This window comes from Pseudomonas baetica (genome assembly GCF_019733355.1).
Lineage (GTDB): Bacteria > Pseudomonadota > Gammaproteobacteria > Pseudomonadales > Pseudomonadaceae > Aquipseudomonas > Aquipseudomonas baetica_A.
This window is the reverse complement of the sequence record NZ_JAIHLQ010000033.1, coordinates 59,005-79,448: the sequence shown is the minus strand read 5'-3', so window position 1 is coordinate 79,448 and position 20,444 is coordinate 59,005. Positions and strand designations below refer to the sequence as shown.

The following is a 20,444-nucleotide window of genomic DNA, read 5'->3' as shown; positions in this document are numbered from 1 at the left end:
AGTGTTGTCAGGGATCAAGGCCCCTGCGACCTGTGAGGGTTGTCCGCTAACGCTGGACTGGTGGTTCCTTACGACCGGTTGAATCCACAGCTAAAAGCCGTAATTCAATGTGCGTACGAAAACAGGGACTAATCAGATTGCGCACGAGACAGGTGCCGCTAGCAAAATTTGTTGGAGTCAGGTATTACGAGAAACCCGCATGATGCCGGATCAAGGGATGGAGCAGATATGCCTATTTTTGTAAGCTACTCACACGTAGATAAAGAAAAAGTAGATTTAATAGCAGGGCACCTGCTCAGGAAACGAACAAACGTGTGGATCGACAGGTGGGAGCTCAAGGCTGGCGATTCGATAATTAGCAGAGTTCAAGAAGCAATCGAGGGGGCAAGTGCTCTTTTGATAATTTTGTCTAAAGCATCAGTTGAGTCAGAGTGGTGCAAAAGAGAACTAACGGCAGGTTTGTTTAGGGAGCTCGATGAGAAGCGTGTAGTAACGATTCCTGTTCTTTTAGATGATTGCAAGATACCCTTATTTTTGCGCGACAAGCTACATGCGGACTTTAGAGCTGACTTCGACTCGGGAATGTATGCGCTTCTTGAGTCTGTAGCTCAACACTCCAATCCCGACCAAAGTCGATTGGAGGATGCTGAAGGTTTCTTAGATTGGTCTTGTGATTACGGCGTCCTGAATGGAAAATACTTCGTTAATTATTATTTGATGCAAAGTTCGGAACACTTGGAAATGTCGTTTATCACTGAAATTCAATGCATATATAACGAGATCTCTACCCGTCGTCAAATGCGCTACGTAGATGCAGATGTGGGTTGGATGGGGCGTACAACAAATGCAATTATGTTGCTGGACTTCGCTGAAAAAGCAGAGAGTGAAATGTTTTTGATTCTCGACAGCCCTGCACCTCAAACCAAAAATTTTACATTCTCAGACGCCAAAACAGGTGCGAGCACGGAGGTCTTAGTCAAGTCTCGCAAAATGGGGAACGATAACGGTAAAGATCAGCTTATCAATATCACTGACTATTTTAGACGCTTCTTTAGCTATGTCGCCCAAACAGAAAAAAAACCTACAAAAGAAGAACTGGAGAAATTTAAGTCTATCCAAGTTACTCCGATTTAACCTTGCTCTTGGGTCATATGGCGGGGTACTCATGACGCTTTAAACGTCACGCCTCAACGATCGATGAACCGCAGTCGACAATGACGGTTCGACTCGTAGCGTAGCTAAAGTGCGCTGATTCAGTTGCGCTCTAGGTTGCAATCTCTGAACCTTCTGTTTTGACCAATTGCATCATCCCACGCAGGATGAGCGTTATTGCTTGGTCGATGTGCGGGGTATATGCGAGCGTTGCATTTTCCTCGTCGGTCAATCCGTTGTTAAGGTTCGCAGCAGTGAACGCTGCGAACTCAGGGCGATGAGCCCATGCAGGATTGGATGTGGGGCGAGGTTGTATTAGACCTAAGGTCTCGGCGATATCGCGAGTGCACCCTCCAAAACCACCGATCAGGAAAATCGCCTTGCCAGCCTTCAACGAAAGAAGCGCCTCTTCGGCAATACCCGGCATGGTCCCCTTGTAGTCCTCTACCCGACCACCAACAACGATTCTTGCGTCGGAGTCCGACATCATGGTGATACGCATAGACGTAAGCCCATCTGCCCACTCTTGCTCTGTGGGTACTTGAGACGGAAGGCCGCGACGCTCCTCAATGGGTAGCCCGCTACCGTCAATTCGAAGGCAAGCGAGTTCAGCAGAATCTTCAACTTCAGCGATTTGCGTTTCCAGTTCGGCAACTGGTTGAAGGATGTGGACTGGCCAAGCGAGATAGTTCGTGACTCCGGTACGGCTATCGCCCTCGTCAGCGTCTCGACGATGCCGGGCAACAAGTTCGAATAGTAGGTCGCTGAATCCATGCTGTCGTAGATCCCCTCCATAGATCAGCCTCGCCCCGAGCGCGAGCAAATGACGAGCTATTTCGGCCATGGCATCTCGCAGATGTTCGTCACCCAGGCCTAAGGCGGGCATGTCTGGGCTTTCCGAAATGGAGATCGCAATGGTCTTCTGCCCAAGAACCTCTTGGTAGCTCATCGCACAGCCCCCGCTTTCCATTCCGTCAGGCTTCGTAGCTGAACCCGTGGAGATATCTCTGCGAACAGCCGCTCTTCTTCTGCACTGAGTGGTGGATCCGGATAAACAATCATCGGATTTGTTACATCCGCCTCGGATGGCAGGCTCGCAAGTGAAATAAGCTCTGGTGGTCTGGGCACGAAAATGACTGCGGGATCGAGGTGTTCGTCCGCTAGCTCAAGCGCAATACGGCAACGCCATAGGAAGTTTTTCAGAACCTCGTCAAGCAGCCGGGCAATTACGAAGTCAATGCGATCGGCACCGCCTGGTTCCAGTCGGACCACCGGGACGTTGCCCATATAGGGGAAGCCGCGCTCGTCGATGTCGCTAATGCTATTGGCTACAACAAGAGGTACGTGCCAGCGCTTTGCCTCAATAATTTCTTTGCGACACCATTCACGTGACGAGTACGAATCAGTGTGGATGGCGACCATCGCGCTCACGCGTACCTTGTGGAGCAGTACTTTCTGAAAATGAAGGCCTGCTGGAATGTCGTAGACATCGAAGAAGCTGTCCATTCCTGGTGTGTTGTAGAGCCTGCTTCGGATGTTTTGGGCAATCTTCTCGCCATGCTGGTCGTGTTTTGAATGGCTAAGGAATATTTGTACCTTCTTTAGGTAGGCCTCAAGTGCCTCCTCTTCCTCTTCGGGACGCGTGAGGTGCTCCAGGTAATGCCGTAACAAACGGCAAAATGCGTATGTCAATGTAGCAGTCAATCGACGGCCACGTTCGGCAAGTTCCCCCTCCCAGCGCGCCCAAAGCAACGCTTGTTCATCAGTTCCTAGGCGCCCTAGCACACCGTTATCAATTTCGACGGGAAAGACCCTCGTTCCTAACCCTGCTTCCTCAGTACGATTACAGAGTTCTTGGACATAATCGGTCCAAGCAACATCGCCGACGAGGTTGTTGTCTGCGAGGACTACAATGGCCGCAGTGTTCGAATCCGCGAGGTCAATCGGCAGAGGTTGGCTGGATTCCGGTGCCACAACATATCGGTAAATAACGCTGAGCCCAGTACCTCCCGCGATATTCTCGTACAGCTTTCGACGAAAATGTTGTCGAAGGATCTCAGCAATGACAGGGCCGTCGGCAAAAGTCGGGTGCCAGACGACATACACCACCAGGAAAGGACGGGTCGATTCAGTCATTTGAACTCACCCATTGCGAACACGGCGCGTTCGAGTGTTATCGATGAGCGTAAGACTTCGGTTTTTTGCCTCGGCAATGTAGCCCTCCAGATTCGCCGTGCTGGCCGTAATCTGTGCCCATGTAAGCCACGATGCGAAGCCGGACCGGATATTGTCGTGAAGCCGATCAGGGACAATGACATGCTGATTGTCCGTAGTCATTCGAGCGGTCGGCAAACGCACACCAATAAGGGCGTGTTTTTTTTCCAGCGTTGCCGCGATTTCCCAATCGATGTACTTCCGCTTTGGGCTTTCTGCCCCAACGAGCACAATTGTACAAGAGGTGCCGGTGATATGATTTTCCCGAATACGGCGCATCACGTAATTGACGTCATCGCTATCGATGCTGCGTTCAAGGGAGTTGTCGTAAATAACGTCGTAGGTATCGTGAAACGCGTTTGAAAAAGCGTTGTAGTAGGCCTGATCACCGTGGTGATGGTAACTGACGAATACTTTGTGTTTCACCGGTGCACCGAAAATCCCATAACTCATTAGCTTTCCTTGGCAATTGCCGTCGATGGTGAAATGCGATTTCGCACGTTATTCCCCCGTGTTCAGGTTGTCCAGCATGAGAGCTTATGTCGTTTCTGCGCAGGTGCTGCCGCTGTTATTGTCATTTTCCCCCCCGCTTGGCAACGGTCAGTCTGAATCGCCCTTAATTTCCTAAACGTATTTGGCTGGCTGCTTTTGGCCGTTTTCTGACTTCGTTTAGCGGTTGAACTGCCAGGGTTTTCCTAAGCGATAAGTAAGTAAATGCATGGTCAGCAAATAGTAATAGCGCGTCGATTCAGTGTGCTGGTTTAGGTGGCGATTCAAAAACCACGCAAGGTGTTTTCTCTGCCAAGTCCATGGATTGTCGCGTTGCCAGCGATCAGCGATTGCTGCTTGGATAGTCTTTGCCTGACGAAGGTGGCGTTGGCGTGTGGTATGCGACCCGGTCAGGACACCTGATAGGAACAGCTCCATATCGAATGCCGTGCTCATGCTCGACCACCAATGTAAGCCGACACCACGTCGATACGGCCGTGTCCGAGTTCATAGCTGATTTGCACTCGGGCCTTCTGATCGAGGCGTCGGTCGAGTTGGTGGCAATGGCCATTGTTGATAGGCGCGGGATGCTGTGTGATTTGCTCATAGCGTTCGCATGCAAAGGCCGCCCGTAATTCATGAAAGCCTTTGAGGTTGTGCTTATGGAGGAGGTCTCGTGCGGCGCGGACGATTTCCCGTTGGAAATCGAAGTAGCTTTCGTTTGGCGCAAGCAGGTTGTGGCTACCGTCGAGTGAGACCTGTTCCGCAAATCTCAGCGCTTCGCGAATATGATCATCCACCGCAATCCAGCGAGGTGCCGAGGCACCTGAGCGGCCACCTTTGGTGCCGTCCTGGATATTGATCTTGCCGAATTGTTCAGCTTCACGCTTTAGGCGCGGAAGGTTGGCCAAAATGGTCTCGCGCAATCGCATGCCAGTGGCTCGCGCCAACTGCACGATGGCCACGGGGCGCGACATTTGGTGTTCGCAGAGCGCGTCGACGATCTGCTTCACGTGTTCGGGGTCTTGGCCTTGCGGCACCGATTGACGAACACTGGTGCGCTGCATTCCCAACGCCTTACTCGGGCTCGGCACTTTCACATACTGATCACCGCGAAGCGCGGCCAGGGTCCGATTCACACTGGACAACCGGTTTTGCGCAGTCGCGATGGCCAGCTCACCTCGTTCAACTTGTTGGCGCAGATGTCCGGCGTAGTCCAGCAAGGTCTGCCAATTAATCTGCCGCGCATCGTTAAATCCTGGTCCATCCTCCGACCGACACCAACGCACAAACGCCTGCCAGCGATCACTGTGCGCTTTAACGGTCCCATAGTGCCCGCCGCCAAACAGATCTTTTAGCGCTTGCGGCCCGGCATAGCTCAGTTGCCGACCATAGCCAAAATTCCGCCCGTCCCGTCTACCTACCAGTGCCATGATCAAACTCCTCTCGAAGCCAAACCTTGAGACTTTCCCCACGTCATCCCGCCAAGGATGTTGAGTGTTATCAGGGATCAAGGCCCCTGCGACCTGTGAGGGTTGTCCACTAACGCGGGATTGGCGGCTCTTTACGACCGGGAGCTTGGGCATCTCATGATCTGGCCTCCTGAGCACTTCCGAGGAAGTGGGCGGGTGGAGGCTGCGCTGGCTGACGAGACCGACGCCGCGAGATCTTGAGTCAGGTGAAGGCAGTGATGCGATGACCGGGGCATGCCTGACTGTCAGTCAGGTGCAGTCCATTCCTCGGGCTGCGGCACCATCATCTGCATCGCTGTTGCTGGTGACTTCGGTGTTTGTCACGCCGATTGTCACGAGGGGAAATGCCGAAAAGCCTTGTACGAGTTGGGCTGCAGCAGCGGTAGGAGCGCCCGTCTCTTTCCGGGAGAAAGAGACGGGCGCAGGTTGGCGCAAGGAAATGGCCAAGCGGATAGGTTGCTGCAGGGCAGCTATGAAAGGGGATGAGTTGCCGCAGTGGGCACACTGGTAAAAGTAGGCATCCATCACATCGCTGTGACCGTGCGAGCCGCCGGACGCTAATCGCACTTTGGGAGAACCACCACGGTGTGGCGTAGCCTTAAAGGTTCTGGCTACCTGGGTTGCTGTCAAAGACAGCGCTTTGCCCGATCTTTTCTACGCCTGTGGATAATTTGGGTCAAGGCTCGAATTTTCGGGAATTCTGCGGCTGTGGATGAAATTATCCACCGGTGGAAATCTATGGTTTTCCACAGACAATTGCGTGGGCTTTAGATTTTTTAAATGAGGTCCATCCAAGCAGGGCGGCTTTGCAGCCCCGCTTGGATGGACCCGCGTGGAAGGGCGGACAACGGTGATCTCATAGGCTTACCCACGTTTGGATGCGCCACGGCTATTTTGTAGGGCCGTGATGTTGTCGCCGACAGGGTGAGCGAATTCGTGGGGTGTCACATGCCCTTGGCGGTTGGCGTCGATGTAGTTGCTCCACCACGCCATGATCAGCCTGCGTTGTTCGAGGAATTCGGCCTTGTGGATATACGCGGCGCGCACGCGGTTGCGTTCCTTGTGGCTCATTTGTCTTTCGATGGCTGCGTCGGTCCATAACCCGGACTCCAGCAGGGCGCTACAGGCCATGGTCCTGAAGCCGTGGCCGCACACGTCCTTGCTGGTGTCATAGCCGACGTTGCGGAGCATGGTGTTCACCGTGTTCTCGGACATGGGCTTCCAGTATTTGTGGTCGCCCGGTAGCACCAACTCTGAAAAGCGACTGAGGCTGCGCAGGCGCTCCAGTATTTCGATGACCTGCGGCGATAGCGGAACCATTTGAATGTCGCCGTTCATCTTGGTCCCGCGTGTGGAGTTGCGTACCCCTTCAATCGGTGTGCGCGTATCGGGAATTTCCCACATGGCGCGTTGGAAGTCGAACTCACTCCATCGAGCGAAGCGCAACTCGCTGGAGCGGACGAACACATGCAGAGTCAGCAGCACGGCAAGGCGCGTCAGCTCGCGGCCGTTGTAGTTGTCGATACGGTGCAGCAGTTCGGGTAGGCGGTTGAGGGAGAGGGCCGGGCGATGGACTGTGTGCGGCGCGTGAATCGAGCCTGCCAGATCCAGTGCAGGATTCATGGTGATCTGCCGAGCCCTTTTGGCCCCGCGCATGATGGTGGATAAGTAGTTCTGTACCCGTAACGCCACGTCCATGGTGCCGCGTTCCTTGATGCGCTGGGTGATCTCTAGCAGGTCATGGGTATCGAGTTCAGCGATGGGTCGTTGGCCGATCAGCGGGAAGACGTGGGTACGCAGTCGACTCATCACGGTTTTTGCGTGTCCTTCGGTCCAGCGGCGGGACATATCGGCGTGCCACTCCAGGGCAACGGTTTCGAAAAGCAGTGCCGCCCGCTGGGCTACGATCTTGGCCTTCTTCTTTTCTTCCATTGGGTCGAGGTTGTCGAGCAGCAACGCCTTGGCTTCGTCTCGCTTACGTCGTGCGACGGAAAGGGTAACGATGGGGTAATTGCCGATGATGAGCGTACCTTCCTTGCCGTTGGGCTTGGTGTACTTCAAGCGCCAGGTCTTCACGCCATTGGGTTTGACGAAAAGGTACATGCCTCCGCCGTCGAACAGTTTGTAGGCGCGTTCGCGGGTTTTGGCGGTGCGGCATTGCAGGTCGCTGAGGGGGATCGCAAGACGTGGCATAGGGGTACGCGCTCCTGACCGGGAAATCGCAGTACCCCTAACATACCCTCGGGGAAGGGGGATTTTGTTGGATCCCGACAGAGGGTCCTGGAACGAAAAAACCCGCCAAATGGCGGGTTTTCGGGGCTTCCAGAGCATTCAGTAGAATACAATGGAGCCTAATGTGGTGCCGGCACCAGGAGTCGAACCCGGGACCTACTGATTACAAGTCAGTTGCTCTACCAACTGAGCTATACCGGCGTGTGGGCGACGATTATAGCGACTGGGTTAATTCTGTAAACCCCTGAATTCAGACTATTTTTGCATTCGGTCGAATCAAGCCCTGCGCAGTGCATTACGCAGCGTTTTTAGCGCCCGCACGGTGCGGCTGTTTTGCAGGGTGAGCAGTTGCGCTTCGGCTTGTTCGGCGCGGTGCAGAGCGTCGGCGAGTTGTTGCGAGGTTTGGAGTTCGCCGGGGCTCAGAGGGTGGGCGAGGGCGTGGCCCTGGCAGAGTTGGAAGTTATCGAGGTTGCAGGGCGGGATATCGAAGGCGGGTTTTAGGTTGAGGTGTTCGTCGGCCAGGAACCAAGTGTTAAGTCCGTCGAACAGGATCGCTTGATAGCCGGCCTCGGTCACCAGGTGTTCCCAGGTGTGGTCGCGTTGCCATGGGGTTTCGATGACGATGATCCACGGGCGGAAGCGGTTGAAGTCCATGCCACGCAGGACGGTTTCTTCGTGGCCTTCGACGTCGATTTTAAGAAAGTGGATCGGTCGGTCGCTGACGTACTGTTCGCAGATTGACGTCAGCGTACGGGCTTCGACGGTCAGGCTGCGCACGTCCATGCCGAGGTCCTTGCGCTGCTGGGCAACGGCCGGGTCTGCGGTGGAGAGGCCTGTGCCGGGGATACCGTAAAAGGTCACTTCGCCGGGTTGGTCGCTGGCGATGCATTGTACGGTCGCGTCGCGTGGGCGTTGTTGGCAGAGGGCGTCGTAGTAGTTCTGCATCGGTTCGACGTTAACGCCGTGCCAGCCGTGGTCGTAGAAGGCTTTGGTGACCGAGTCATGGCTCGGGTCATTGGCGCCGACATCGATATAGAAACCCTGTTCGAACGACTTGAGTGCACGCCATAGGCGGATGTCTTCGAAATTCTGCGCGTAGGAAATGAACGTCACGGGCGCTTCCTGTCCGTCGGATTATTGTTCTTTGTCCGTGCGCTACCGGCACGCTGTGGCCTTGTATAGCAAGGCTGGCGAGAGGTCGCAATTATTCACTTCGCTGGCCCGTTATTCGGCAGTTATGTCGTTTTGATTGGCGGCTTATGCACAACTGAGCGGCCCAGTACCCGGCTTAGGTCGGTTTTTGTGAAGGTGTTCTCATTTTGTGCGCAAACCCCTGTTTTCTCGGTTTTTTATCAATGTGAACAAAAAATGACCAGCAGGGTTTAAGCCTCGAAACAGCTATGGATATTGGATCCGTTAGAATTCCATCAACAGAGTTATCCACAGGCTGAGGCGTTTTTAAGCGCGTTCGGCGAGCAGTAGGAAATTGCGTGGGGTAAGCGGTGCCTTGCAAAAAGTCCCGAGGCGTACGACATATCCCTGCTCGACGAGGAAAAGTGCTCTATCAAGATTCAGCCAAAGCTCAAGCGGACGTCGGAAAAGTCCTCGAAGCAATTCGAGATTGCGCACTTCGGCCAACCGCTGCCATCCGGCGGATTCGAGCGCCTGCCAGTCTTGCGCACCGACTGTGGATAACGCTTTGAGGGAGGCCAGGTCGCAGCAGTAATCAGCGAACGGTTTGTCCAGCCAAGTACTGGGCAGTGAGGGGGTTGGCAAGTATTCGTCGACGCCGCGTAGCTGTCGTTGCCAAAGGTCGAAGGCCAGGCGTCGAGCCATCGATGCGTCGCGTTGACGTCGGACTCGTGCTCCGGCGGTGACGGTTTCGCTCATTGGCAGCGCCAGATCTTCCAGCGATAGCTGTAGGGCGGTTTCCAAACCAGCGCAGGACACTGCCTGATACGCAGTGCGGCTGATCCGGTTGTAGCAGCACGGCGCGATGGCGAGTTGTCGGCAACCGCTGGCGCTGGCGAGTTGCATCAGGCGCACATGCAGATCGCCACAGGCGTGGAGGGCAACGGGCGTGTGTGCGGCGTTCAATAACGTTACTGCATCCGCCGCCAATACATCCTGTTCAATGTGCAGGGCGTGCAGATGATGACGGTTGCTCAACGCCTGACCGCTGGCGACCAGCAAGGGATCGTATTCAACGCAGGTCAGTTGTTGCCCTTCGCGCAGCAGGCGCCGACCCAGGTGTCCCTTGCCGGAACACCAATCGAGCCAGTGCGTGGGCTGCGCGGTAAAAGACAAACGACTGGCAAACGCTTCAATCTGCTGCCACTTGCGTCCCGGCACATCGACATTCAGTCGATGCCCCGCGGCTTCCAGCGTATGCCCCGGCAACTCACCGACTGCACTCAATTGAGCCGACAACGCTGCCAACGCAGCGAACGGCTCCGGGGCTTCGGCGAGATCGGCAGGCCGGTTATGCGCGCGCTCTGCATCGTCCAGTGATCGTGCGCGTAGCCACGAAGACAATTGGGGGTAGGTGGTTTCCCATGGGAGCGAAAGATGGGTGAAGGGGCGAGGTTTCCACAGTGCCTGATGCTCAATCAAAAAAGCATCCAGTGCCGTGAAGCGGGCGAGTAGGTCCTCGCCCGTCAGCACGTGGGAAGTGTCAGCGCCCTTGGCAGGCATCGACGCGCAGCCAGCGCTCCAGCAGCTTGAAGCCGCGCACCAGCACGTAGGACATCAGCAGATAGAACACGCCCGCGGCGAAGAAGATTTCCACCGGCAGGTAGGTGCGGGCAATGATCGTGCGGGCCATGCCGGTCAATTCCAGCAAGGTCACGGTGCTGGCCAGGGCGCTGGCCTTGAGCATCAGGATCACTTCGTTGCTGTAGGCCGGCAGGCCAATGCGCGCTGCGCGCGGGAGGATGATGTAGAACATCGCCTTGGGTTTGGACATGCCCAAGGCCCGCGCCGCTTCGATTTCGCCCGGTGGAATCGCCTGAATCGCGCCGCGCAGGATCTCGGCGATGTACGCGGCGGTGTGCAGGGTCATGGTCGCTGTGGCGCACCAGAATGGATCGCGCAGGTACGGCCACATCGGGCTGTTACGGACGGCGTCGAACTGCGCCAGTCCGTAGTAGACCAGGAACAACTGAACCAGCAACGGTGTGCCACGGAAAAAGAAGATGTAGGCGTAGGGCAGCGCGCGCACGTACCACAGCTTCGAAGAGCGGGCGATGCCCAGCGGAATGGCCAGCAGCAGACCGGCGATCACGGCGATGGCCACCAGTTCCAGGGTCAGGGTCGCGCCCTGCGCCAGCTTCGGCAGCCATTTGATGATGACTTCCCAGTTCATTGGGTGCTCCTCGCGAAGCCGCGAGCGGCGCGTTTTTCCAGCAAGTGCATGCCGGTCATTGCCAACACGGTCAGGCCCAGATACATGAGCGCGGCGACCATATAGAAGGTGAAGGGCTGTTTGGATACGGTCACACCGATCTGCGCGTGACGCATGATTTCTTCCAGGCCAATCACCGACACCAGTGCGGTGTCTTTCATCAGGATCATGAACAGGTTGCCCAGGCCCGGCAGGGCGATGCGCCACATCTGCGGCATGATCAGCCGGGTGAAGATCCGCCATTTCGACAGGCCCAGGGCCACGCCGGCCTCACGGTGACCTTTGGGAATGGCGAGAATCGCGCCACGAAACACTTCCGTGGCGTAGGCGCCGAAACACAGGCCCAGCGCAATCACACCGGCGGCGAAGGCACTGAGTTCCAGGTCGGGATTGCCGAAGAACTCGCCGAGGGCGCGCATCAGATTGACCGTACCGAAGTAGATCAATAGCACCCAGAGCAATTCCGGGACGCCACGCACCAGCGTTGAATAAAAGCCGCCAAGCCATTGCAGCGGCTTGTACGGGGAAGTCTTGGCCAAGGCGCCGAGCAGACCGAGCACCAGCCCAAGGCACAGGGCCGAGAGTGCCAGTTTGACGGTCATCAGCGCGCCAGCGGCGAGCGCCGGGCCGAATCCGTAGAGGTCGATAATCATGGATTTCTGTTCAAATCGCGGCAGGCAGGGCCGGGAGCCGACGCCGTCGGATCACGGCGTCAGTCCGGCAGGTCAGGATCAGTAGATGCTGAACGGGAAGTACTTGTCGTTGATCTTCTTGTAGGTACCGTCAGCGACGATTTCCTTCAACGCAGCGTTCAGTTTCTCGCGGATCGGGTCGCCTTTACGCACAGCGATACCGATCTTGTCGCTTTCTTCCACCGGGTCACCTTTGAATTCGTAGGCTTTGCCGGCTTCGCTTTTCAGCCACTCGTAGTTGACGTACTTGTCAGCGAGGATGCCGTCCAGACGACCGGACGTCAGGTCCAGGTAGGCGTTTTCCTGAGTGTCGTAAAGTTTCAGCTCGACGTCCGGCATGTTGTCTTCCATGAAGGTGCCGGCCAGGGTCGCGCGTTGGGCGCCGATCACTTTGCCTTTCAGGGAGTCCTTGTCGGTCTTGAACTCTTTATCTTTCGGCGCGATGAATTGCAGTTTGTTGGAGTAGTACGGGTCGGTGAAGTCCACCGCGCCTTTGCGCTCGTCGGTGATCGACATCGATGAGATCAGGAAGTCGAACTTCTTGGCGTTCAGGGCCGGGATGATGCCGTCCCAGTCGGAAGTGATCACAGTGCACTCGACTTTCATCTTCGCGCACAGGGCGTCGCCGATGTCTTTGTCGAAGCCGACCACGTTGCCGCTGGCGTCTTTGTTGTTGAACGGCGGGTAAGCCGCTTCGATGCCCATCTTCAGGGTTTCAGCCATGGCACCGGCGCTGAATGCGAGGGTGACGGCCGCAGCCAGGAAGACCTTTTTATAGTTCTGCATGCATGTTGCTCCGTTAGCGGTTGCTGGACATGAATTGTTTGCAGCGCGCCGAAAGCGGGTTTTCGAACACCTGCTGTGGCGATCCTTGCTCTTCTACCAAGCCTTGGTGAAGGAACACCACTTCGCTGGAGACCTGACGGGCGAAGCCCATTTCGTGGGTCACGAGCAGCATGGTGCGGCCTTCTTCGGCCAATGCGCGGATGACACTAAGTACTTCCTGAACCATTTCCGGGTCAAGGGCGGAGGTGGGCTCGTCGAACAGGATCACCTTAGGCTGCATCGCCAGCGTGCGGGCGATGGCCGCGCGTTGTTGCTGACCGCCGGACAATTGCGCCGGGTAGGCGTGGCGCTTGTCGGCGATGCCGACCTTGGCCAGCAGTGCTTCGGCGACTTCGATCGCCTCGGCTTTGCTCTGGCCGAGTACACGGCGCGGGGCTTCGATGATGTTGTCGAGCACGCTCATGTGCGGCCACAGATTAAAGTTTTGAAACACAAAACCAATCTCTGAGCGCAGGCGGTTGATCTGCTTGCCGTCAGCGGCAACCAGTTCGCCATTCTTGGCGGCCTTGAGCTTGAGTTCTTCACCGGCCACCAGAATCTGGCCCTGATGCGGGTTTTCCAACAGGTTGATGCAACGCAGGAACGTGGACTTGCCGGAACCGGAGGAACCGAGGATCGAGATCACATCGCCGTCGCGGGCGGTCAGCGAGATGCCTTTGAGCACCTCAAGCTTTCCGTAGCGTTTGTGCAAGTTACGGATTTCAAGCGCGGGCGTGGCCTCAGCCATGTGCGTTCCTCATATATGTTGCGCTCCTGCTGTTGGTTGGCCTTCCTGGCGAGGCGGCCAAGCTAGCATAGCGTTTCAATAGCAGCCAACAGCGCTACGAGCGGTTAACGGGTGGCATGTGACAGGTTGTCGCATTGGCGCAGCAGACTGTCGCCCCATCAACAACCGAACGGGTGTTTAAACGTGGATTCCCGTGGGTGTCGCGTAAAAAAAGGCGCGATGTTGCCAGCTTTGACGGGGTGTTGGAAGCGCTATCCGGCCGAACGTTCCTGATTCGCCATTTTATTGTGCATCCCACACTTTTTAAGTGTGTTTTTGGTGCGCGGATTCGTCTTGAAAGTGAGTCGCAGGGTAACGTTCTGGCGAATTGCCATTGTTCTCAATGACTTGCGATGACCGTCCGGTCGCGCGCAAAGCCGCGGCAGCAAAGAGGTTGAAACATTTTGGCGCAAATATTGCGTGCAGAATAAGGAACGCCCCGTTGGTTTCTTTTTACGAGAAAGAAAAAACCAGACGGGCCGGACGCAATCGCTTTCCTCGCAAAGGTAGTTCCGATGAGCAGTACCCCAAGCTCCAACGGCCTCGAACAGGGGCTCAAACCGCGTCATGTGACCATGTTGTCGATCGCCGGTGTTATCGGCGCCGGTCTGTTCGTTGGCTCCGGCCACGCCATCGCCGCCGCCGGCCCTGCCGTGCTGTTGGCTTATGCCGCCGCCGGCACCCTGGTGGTGCTGGTGATGCGCATGCTCGGTGAGATGGCGGTTGCATCGCCTGACACCGGCTCGTTCTCGACGTACGCCGACCGTGCCATCGGGCATTGGGCCGGTTTCACCATTGGCTGGTTGTACTGGTGGTTCTGGGTGCTGGTGATTCCGCTGGAAGCCAACGCCGCCGCGACCATCCTGCACGCGTGGTTTCCAGGCGTGGGGATTTGGGCTTTCGCGCTGATCATCACCATGCTGCTGACGGTGACCAACCTGTTCAGCGTGAAGAATTACGGCGAGTTCGAATTCTGGTTCGCCCTGATCAAAGTGCTGGCGATCATTGGCTTCATCGCCCTCGGTCTCGCAGCGATCTTTGGCTACCTGCCAAACAGCCAGGTCAGCGGCGTTTCGCACCTGTTCGACAGCGGCGGCTTCCTGCCCAACGGCATGGGTGCGGTGTTGGGCGCGATCCTGACTACCATGTTCTCGTTCATGGGTACCGAAATCGTGACCATTGCGGCCGCGGAATCGAAGAACCCGGGTAAACAAATCTCCAAGGCTACCAACTCGGTGATCTGGCGGATCGGCCTGTTCTACCTCGTATCGATCTTCATCGTTGTGGCTCTGGTGCCATGGAACGATCCGACCCTGGCCAACCTCGGTTCCTACCAGACCGTGCTTGAACGCATGGGCATCCCGAACGCGAAAATGATCGTCGACATCGTGGTGCTGGTCGCTGTCACCAGTTGCCTGAACTCGGCCCTCTACACCTCGTCGCGTATGCTGTTCTCCCTGGGTAAGCGCGGTGATGCACCGGCCATGTCGACTCGCGTCAACAAAAGCGGTACGCCTTACTGGGCGGTGATGCTGTCGACCGGCGCGGCGTTCCTGTGCACCTTCGCCAACTATGTGGCGCCGGCGGCCGTGTTCGAGTTCCTGCTGGCCAGCTCCGGCGCGATCGCACTGCTGGTGTACCTGGTCATCGCGTTCTCGCAACTGCGTATGCGCAAACAGCGCATGGCTCGCGGCGAGAAAATCGTCTTCAGCATGTGGCTGTTCCCGGGCCTGACCTACGCGGTGATCATCTTCATTGTCGCGGCTTTGACCATCATGCTGTTCCAGGAAGCGCACCGCGTGGAAATCCTTGCGACCGGCCTGCTGAGCCTGCTGGTGGTGGCTACCGGGCTGCTGGTGGCGCGTCGGCGTCGTAACGAGAAGTTGAGCGCAGCCGTGGCTCGCTGAATGTTCTGACTCCACTCCAAACGTTGCTCACCCACAGAGACGACCGCCATCAGAGATGATCGCGGTCGTTTTTACTTGGCAATTTGATGGACACAGTGGTGGCTAAATAGTAGCCTGCGCGACGAATATGTATCCCGCTGTTGCGGGATGCGATGGAGTTTCAGGACATGGATTGTTCGACGCCTTTAGCCTTCCTGGCTCAAGCTTACGATTCTTCCTTGCCTGCTCCCTCATCTGACGCTACGTACAGATGCGATTTTGCGTGCTTGCCGTTAAAAAGAGCTGCATGGAGTTAGCCCGGCCGTTCAGCCAACTCATTGGGGCTTCAAGGAGATAAGCATGGCGTTTACATCGGTTGTGTTCAAAAACCCTAACACCGGTGCCATGAAAGAAGCGCCAATCGGCTTCTCGTGGACCGTGTTTTTCTTTGGTTTTTTTCCGCCATTGTTCCGTGGTGATATCAAGTGGGCTGCGATCATGTTTCTCGCGGCGAGCTTCACTCTGGGCTTGAGCAATATCGTGTTCATGTTCATCTACAACAAGCTGTACGTGCAGGACTTGATCGCTGCAGGCTACAAGGCTCAATCCATCGCCAAGGGTGAACTGGATTACGCCGCGGCCAAGCTGGGGATTGAAATCCCGCGCTTGAGCGCTGCCGCAGCCTAAGGTTCAACGCTTCGATCAGGCAAAAAAAACGGGCGCAATCATGACTGATTGCGCCCGTTTTTTTTGCCTGAGATTTCAGCGTTTCAGACTGGCTCGTCTTTCGCTTCGGCGGTATCGAGCGACTTGCCGTAAGTATCCAGCGCAATCCCGAAGTCGGTGATGAACTGTGGCTCGGTCAACCAGGCCTGGGCTGTCTCGATGTCCATGCCATCGGCCCACATGCGGTAGTCGATCAACATGTCGGCGGCCAGGTGGGTGGCGGCCATGCCTTCGTTTTCGGCGTTTTCCATGTCCAGCAGGTCGGGGTGGTCGACGATGATGAACGCCAGTTCCCTGAGCAGCGTCAGCAGCATCTCGTTACGGCTGACCGCTTCGGCGTCGCGCATTTTGCTGAACATCGCCAGGGTGTATTCCGGGATCGGCTCGGCGAGGTGGCCGAGGTCGTCGTCCTGATCCAGCGGCTTGCGGCCGACCATACGGATTTGCTTGGCTTTGGCCTTGGCGCGTTTGGCGCGTTTGTGTTGCTTGTTCAGGGATGCCATGGGAACTCAGTTCTTCTGTTGGGTTTGTGCAGCGATCGCGTCGGACGCTGCCACATAGTCGGCCTGGAAGGCCGGCGATTCGATCCACGCCAGCGCGCCGGCTTCGTCGGTGTCCTGCGACCACTGGCGATACTCGATCAGCGCGGCGAGGATGAAGTCCATCGAGCCTTCTTCGCCTTCCTGCTCGTAGACCAGTTCCAGCAGCGGGTCTTCGAGGAACGCGGTGCACAGGGCTTGCTGGCTGATCTTCTCGGCGTCGATCATTTTCTTGAACAGCTCGGTCAGGTCCACCGACTCGAAATCAATGCGGTCATCGTTCGGATCGAGCTCAACCGGCGCCTCGGCGCGTTTGGTGCGGTTCTGCTTGGCCTTGGTCTTGGCCCGGGCGGCGCGTTTTTGCTGCTTGTTGGCGGAGGCCATGATGTGTTCCATCGTGCGTTGGAGGGGCTCAGCTGCGCGGGAGTTGCCGTCCGGGTGTGTCGGGGGCCAGTTCGCCGGTTTGCAGCCAGGTCAGAGCGATGGGCCATAGTGTGGCTTGGTATGCGCTGCGAAAAAAGGCGAAATGTCCGACTTGTTGTTCGCCGATGTCCTGCGGCTCGATGCGCAAGTGGGTTTTTGGCGCGTTGCTGAAGCAGTCGAGCAGGCGTTCGATGGCACGCAACCGTGCCGTAAGGGTCGTCGCTGATGCTGATCGCCAGGGTTTTAGCACGGACGTTGGCGAAGGGCATGTGGCCAGTTTTTGCCTGCATCGCCCGGCCGCTTGGGCGTCGTTCATAGCGCGGGGCAAGCGTGCTCCAGTCGCGCACGACACTCGCCGGCGTGTCTTCCAGTCGTCGGATAACCAGCCCGGATTCACCGAGTCCCGCTGCGCAGCCACCAAAAACAGAGTTGCGTGACGCAGGCGTGGGCAGCGCGGTCATGAAGAGCTATAGCGATAATCCATTCGCAAGAAATGGACGCAGGTACAATCCCGCGCCTCATGTTTTGTGACGTAAGGAAGCGCTGGTTTGAAAGGGATTTTGCGTATTGGCTCAGTAGCCAGTCTGGTTTTGATGTTGGCCGGTTGTGGAACGATGATCGGGCGATTGAACGGTGACTCTGCAGAGCCTTACTACAAAGGCGTCGATGGCAACTTGCACTTGCTTGGCGTGAGAGGAGGGGACGGCATGCCACATGCTGTCATCTGCTACTTCATGATCGTCTGCCCGCTGATTACGGTCGTATCTCTGCCGGTAGACGCGGCTTTGGACACGGTCTTGCTGCCGGTCGATTACGTCAACACTCTTTGAATGCGACCTGTGCTTAGCGTTGGCGCTTGCCTTTGGGTTTTTCCACAGGCTCCTGCACTTTGCGATAAATCCACAGCCCGAACACCCCGATAACCAGCAGAAATACAGTACCGATGCTTTGCCAAACGAACTCGAACCAAAACCGCCGAGGTTGCAGGGCCAGGGTGTAGGTGCTGCGCGGGCCGCGATTGTTGGTGGTGATGGAGCCAGTGACCCAGCTGTCGATCAGCATGTAGATCGATGCGCCGATGGCGAAAGCAATCATCACGGCAACGAACACTGTCAGCCAGTAAGTTGCGCGGCTTGGGCGATACGGCGGCGGATGGGGCAGTGGGATGCGCGTTCGTTTCTGGTTCATCGACGGGGTGACCCTCTTCCGTAAGGGGGGGCAAGTTATCGCGAATCCAGAGGTCGATAACAGTCCTCATCAAATCGCAGGCATAAAAAAACCCTGAATCTTGCGATTCAGGGTTTTCGGTATTTGGTGCCAGAGACAGAATCGAACTGTTGGCTGTGGGCTGCGTATTATCTGGAGTTGTTAGTGGATTTTGTTTCTATCTACTCACAAATCTACTCGCTTTTTACTTTGCTGCCCCTCAGTCGGTCGTTTTCTCCCTCTCGCTCATGGGCGGCTTTTCTTCCGATCAGCGTCAGGCTTAATCGATTGCCGGAGGGGCATCAGCCATAGTTGACTGGCCAACTCCAGAGGAAGGCTGTCACCGGTTACGTTATTGATCGTCAGTAGGCTGTAGCAAGTCCACAACATCCACGTCGAGTGCGAAAGCCAAACGTTCCAAACCATCAATGCTGATGTTGGTGACGCAGCGTTCTAGTTGAGAAACGTAGGTGCGGTGAAAGTCGGCAAGCTCTGCAGCTTTTTCCTGGCTTAGTCCGCGCTCAAGGCGCAGGCGCTTGAGGTTGCCAGATATGCGATGCCGAGCGGAGGTGGGGGAGGCAGATGTCATGCTTGATAGGGTGCCTGCCCCTCGTGTTAGCATCTACAGAGTATCGATCTACCGCTTTTGAATCTCTTTTGCTTGTGCCATTTGAGCGGCAACGCCGCTGCTCCCATGGCACCCCTAGTATGTTCTTGGTGAGTGCTAATCGTTCTCCTCCATGGTAGGCAGCGACAAGCTCACTGCGCGTTTTCAGTTGTCCGATCATTCAGGAAGAAAGAAATGAAGATTATTTTTGCTGCTGGAGCATTTGCGCTTTTGGCTGGCTGTGCCTCCGGCACGATTAACACGCTAAGTGCAGATCGTTACGAATGCAGTGCCATCGGGAGTTTTTTTGATTTCTCAGCGGATAATGCGATCGAAACTTGCCGTAGAAAAATCGACCAATTCTGTCAAGACAATGGCGCCCCACCCGTAATTGGTAAAGTAACGTCTGAGCCATCTGGAATGGCTCGTTACGCAAAGGCTGATTTGAATTTCCAGTGCATCAGCGCGAAGGATGAAGAGCTAAAACAACAGCAAATGGCCGACACCAAAAGGCAGCAAATGAAGGCGAATATTCAGAACGCCAAAGCAACATGTCAGCAGGACTTCGGGTTCACGCCAAACACCCCTGAATTTGGCAATTGCTTGCTTCAGCTGCAGCAGCAGAGTGCTGAAGATAAGCGCGAAGAGTTGTCCAGTGCCGCAAGTGATGAGCGTACAGAGGCTGCTTTGGCTCAACAGCGGCGAGAGGCTTCAGATAAAAATGCCATGGGAGCCATCCAGATGATCAACGACAGCAATAATCAAAACCTTGATCGGATGAATAATGCAGCCAGCAAGAACATAAGTTGTACAAGCTCTTCTTACGGGTCGATGGTCCAGACAAATTGCCACTAAGCCTACTGGTCGTGAACGCTGCGATCGCCCATTGGCGGCTGACTCATTCGGTGTGGGTGAGTCAGCGTTGAAATAGTGCCGCACCCAACGTGCCCAATCTGCGGTCGATGCTGGCGAGCATGGCCTCTGCGTCTGCCAGGGCGCCGGCATCCACTTGCTTGAGTAGTGCAATTTTGCGATTGAACGTCCGCCAGTGCATGCCCTTTGGCTTACATATGTACTCGGCTGGCATGGATAAAAATCCCTCATCACAACCGAGGCGGCGGCGCAGACTCCACGAGCGATCGGCAGCTCGGTCGCGCGTACTGACCTGCTGGCTCGCATAGTTCAAGCGCCAGCAGTGGCGGCAGGCAAACACGACGCCACCGTACAATTTTGCTACTCGGCGGCCACAGCTTGGGCAGCTAAACCATGGGCGACTGCCGCCTAGGTGACAAGACGTCCAGACTACCGGCACAACGTAGTCCTTCGCCTCTACTTGGCCCCTGCTCGTGGCCTGATAGCACAGGTGCAGCCGGGTCAAGCTTTCGACAGTGACGCCAATTTTCGCCCGCACTCCGCCGTTGCGTGACCATTGCCAATTACCGCTCCAGCCAGCCACCAGCACACCGGCACGATGCAGTGCTCGAACGTCGAGCGCTCGGTAATCCTCGGTCGCGTCTTTTTCCTTACGTCTGCTCATTTAGTGAACCTAAATCAATTGGGAAATTGAAAAGGTGTTTTCGTCCTGCGCCCCCTCAAATTGAGGTTCAGGGAATGGTCACGCACTGGCTGCGGCAAAGCTGACTTGCCTGCTCATTGCGTGATGCTTTGCACCGGCACAGACAACACCCATTGGTATATCTATAAAGGGCTTCACTTTTTAAAGCAGGCTAACCCCCACCATCGGTTCAATATCTAAAGCAGGTGGTTCCGTATTTCGTCTGTATTTCGCTG

General features: G+C 56.1%; 22 protein-coding genes, 1 tRNA gene and 1 pseudogene. 5 read left to right on the top strand and 19 right to left on the bottom strand.

Features of this window, described 5'->3' with window-relative positions:
* Positions 1–228 precede the first annotated feature (228 nt).
* A complete protein-coding gene (locus K5E40_RS25430; RefSeq protein WP_221733179.1) occupies positions 229–1,134 on the top strand; it encodes a toll/interleukin-1 receptor domain-containing protein in 906 nt (301 codons plus the stop codon).
* Between the two features lie 130 nt (positions 1,135–1,264).
* Here K5E40_RS25430 and K5E40_RS25425 read toward each other — a convergent pair whose 3' ends face one another.
* From K5E40_RS25425 to K5E40_RS25365, 13 genes are all read right to left on the bottom strand, one after another.
* The gene (locus K5E40_RS25425; RefSeq protein WP_221733178.1) at positions 1,265–2,101 is read right to left on the bottom strand and encodes a hypothetical protein; all 837 of its coding nucleotides are present in this window, start codon (positions 2,099–2,101) and stop codon (positions 1,265–1,267) included.
* On the bottom strand, positions 2,098–3,288 hold the full coding sequence (locus tag K5E40_RS25420; RefSeq protein ID WP_221733177.1) for a toll/interleukin-1 receptor domain-containing protein: 1,191 nt from the start codon (positions 3,286–3,288) through the stop codon (positions 2,098–2,100). The genes K5E40_RS25425 and K5E40_RS25420 overlap by 4 nt, the downstream gene beginning before the upstream one ends.
* 6 nt (positions 3,289–3,294) lie before the next feature.
* Entirely contained in the window at positions 3,295–3,819 is a 525-nt protein-coding gene (locus K5E40_RS25415) for a TIR domain-containing protein (protein ID WP_221733176.1), read from the bottom strand.
* Between the two features lie 216 nt (positions 3,820–4,035).
* On the bottom strand, positions 4,036–4,311 hold the full coding sequence (locus K5E40_RS25410; protein ID WP_221733175.1) for a hypothetical protein: 276 nt from the start codon (positions 4,309–4,311) through the stop codon (positions 4,036–4,038).
* Positions 4,308–5,288, bottom strand: a complete 981-nt coding sequence (locus tag K5E40_RS25405) for an integrase domain-containing protein (RefSeq protein ID WP_221733174.1) — start codon at positions 5,286–5,288, stop codon at positions 4,308–4,310. Before K5E40_RS25405 ends, K5E40_RS25410 begins: the two co-directional genes overlap by 4 nt.
* A 903-nt stretch (positions 5,289–6,191) precedes the next feature.
* Positions 6,192–7,520 (bottom strand): phage integrase central domain-containing protein, encoded by a 1,329-nt coding sequence (locus K5E40_RS25400; protein ID WP_221733173.1) that lies wholly within the window; start codon positions 7,518–7,520, stop codon positions 6,192–6,194.
* Positions 7,521–7,684: 164 nt separating this feature from the next.
* Positions 7,685–7,760: transfer RNA gene (locus K5E40_RS25395), tRNA-Thr, on the bottom strand.
* A 75-nt stretch (positions 7,761–7,835) separates the two neighbouring features.
* A complete protein-coding gene (locus K5E40_RS25390) occupies positions 7,836–8,672 on the bottom strand; it encodes an FkbM family methyltransferase (RefSeq protein WP_221733172.1) in 837 nt (278 codons plus the stop codon).
* A 345-nt stretch (positions 8,673–9,017) separates the two neighbouring features.
* On the bottom strand, positions 9,018–10,253 hold the full coding sequence (locus tag K5E40_RS25385; protein WP_221733171.1) for a methyltransferase: 1,236 nt from the start codon (positions 10,251–10,253) through the stop codon (positions 9,018–9,020).
* Positions 10,234–10,923 carry an ABC transporter permease gene (locus K5E40_RS25380; protein ID WP_221733170.1) on the bottom strand — a complete coding sequence of 230 codons (690 nt, stop codon included), beginning with the start codon at positions 10,921–10,923 and terminating at the stop codon, positions 10,234–10,236. The genes K5E40_RS25385 and K5E40_RS25380 overlap by 20 nt, the downstream gene beginning before the upstream one ends.
* Complete coding sequence (locus tag K5E40_RS25375) at positions 10,920–11,615, bottom strand: ABC transporter permease (protein WP_221733169.1); 696 nt, start codon at positions 11,613–11,615, stop codon at positions 10,920–10,922. Before K5E40_RS25375 ends, K5E40_RS25380 begins: the two co-directional genes overlap by 4 nt.
* Before the next feature lie 78 nt (positions 11,616–11,693).
* Positions 11,694–12,440 (bottom strand): ABC transporter substrate-binding protein, encoded by a 747-nt coding sequence (locus K5E40_RS25370; protein WP_221733168.1) that lies wholly within the window; start codon positions 12,438–12,440, stop codon positions 11,694–11,696.
* Positions 12,441–12,453: 13 nt separating this feature from the next.
* Positions 12,454–13,227 (bottom strand): ABC transporter ATP-binding protein, encoded by a 774-nt coding sequence (locus tag K5E40_RS25365; protein ID WP_221733167.1) that lies wholly within the window; start codon positions 13,225–13,227, stop codon positions 12,454–12,456.
* A gap of 554 nt (positions 13,228–13,781) precedes the next feature.
* Between K5E40_RS25365 and gabP the strand changes: the two genes are divergently transcribed.
* Positions 13,782–15,173 carry a GABA permease gene (gene gabP / locus K5E40_RS25360; RefSeq protein ID WP_221733166.1) on the top strand — a complete coding sequence of 464 codons (1,392 nt, stop codon included), beginning with the start codon at positions 13,782–13,784 and terminating at the stop codon, positions 15,171–15,173.
* A 339-nt stretch (positions 15,174–15,512) separates the two neighbouring features.
* Positions 15,513–15,839, top strand: a complete 327-nt coding sequence (locus K5E40_RS25355) for a hypothetical protein (protein WP_221733165.1) — start codon at positions 15,513–15,515, stop codon at positions 15,837–15,839.
* Between the two features lie 83 nt (positions 15,840–15,922).
* On the opposite strand, the gene K5E40_RS25350 is transcribed toward K5E40_RS25355, so the two are convergent.
* The 3 genes and pseudogenes from K5E40_RS25350 to K5E40_RS35170 form a co-directional block, all read right to left on the bottom strand.
* Positions 15,923–16,381: a hypothetical protein gene (locus K5E40_RS25350; protein ID WP_221733164.1), complete on the bottom strand. Its 459-nt coding sequence runs from the start codon at positions 16,379–16,381 to the stop codon at positions 15,923–15,925.
* A 6-nt stretch (positions 16,382–16,387) separates the two neighbouring features.
* On the bottom strand, positions 16,388–16,801 hold the full coding sequence (locus K5E40_RS25345; protein ID WP_221733163.1) for a hypothetical protein: 414 nt from the start codon (positions 16,799–16,801) through the stop codon (positions 16,388–16,390).
* A gap of 28 nt (positions 16,802–16,829) precedes the next feature.
* Positions 16,830–17,262, bottom strand: a pseudogene (locus K5E40_RS35170) (alpha/beta hydrolase); the annotation flags it as partial.
* A gap of 126 nt (positions 17,263–17,388) precedes the next feature.
* Between K5E40_RS35170 and K5E40_RS25340 the strand changes: the two are divergent.
* Positions 17,389–17,670 (top strand): YceK/YidQ family lipoprotein, encoded by a 282-nt coding sequence (locus tag K5E40_RS25340; RefSeq protein ID WP_260456031.1) that lies wholly within the window; start codon positions 17,389–17,391, stop codon positions 17,668–17,670.
* 13 nt (positions 17,671–17,683) lie between these two features.
* Here K5E40_RS25340 and K5E40_RS25335 read toward each other — a convergent pair whose 3' ends face one another.
* Entirely contained in the window at positions 17,684–18,028 is a 345-nt protein-coding gene (locus K5E40_RS25335; protein ID WP_221733162.1) for a hypothetical protein, read from the bottom strand.
* A gap of 370 nt (positions 18,029–18,398) precedes the next feature.
* Positions 18,399–18,635: a helix-turn-helix domain-containing protein gene (locus tag K5E40_RS25330; protein ID WP_221733161.1), complete on the bottom strand. Its 237-nt coding sequence runs from the start codon at positions 18,633–18,635 to the stop codon at positions 18,399–18,401.
* Positions 18,636–18,848: 213 nt separating this feature from the next.
* Between K5E40_RS25330 and K5E40_RS25325 the strand changes: the two genes are divergently transcribed.
* Positions 18,849–19,508 (top strand): hypothetical protein, encoded by a 660-nt coding sequence (locus K5E40_RS25325; RefSeq protein ID WP_221733160.1) that lies wholly within the window; start codon positions 18,849–18,851, stop codon positions 19,506–19,508.
* Positions 19,509–19,569: 61 nt separating this feature from the next.
* Here K5E40_RS25325 and K5E40_RS35165 read toward each other — a convergent pair whose 3' ends face one another.
* Positions 19,570–20,190 (bottom strand): hypothetical protein, encoded by a 621-nt coding sequence (locus tag K5E40_RS35165; RefSeq protein ID WP_260456030.1) that lies wholly within the window; start codon positions 20,188–20,190, stop codon positions 19,570–19,572.
* Positions 20,191–20,444 lie beyond the last annotated feature (254 nt).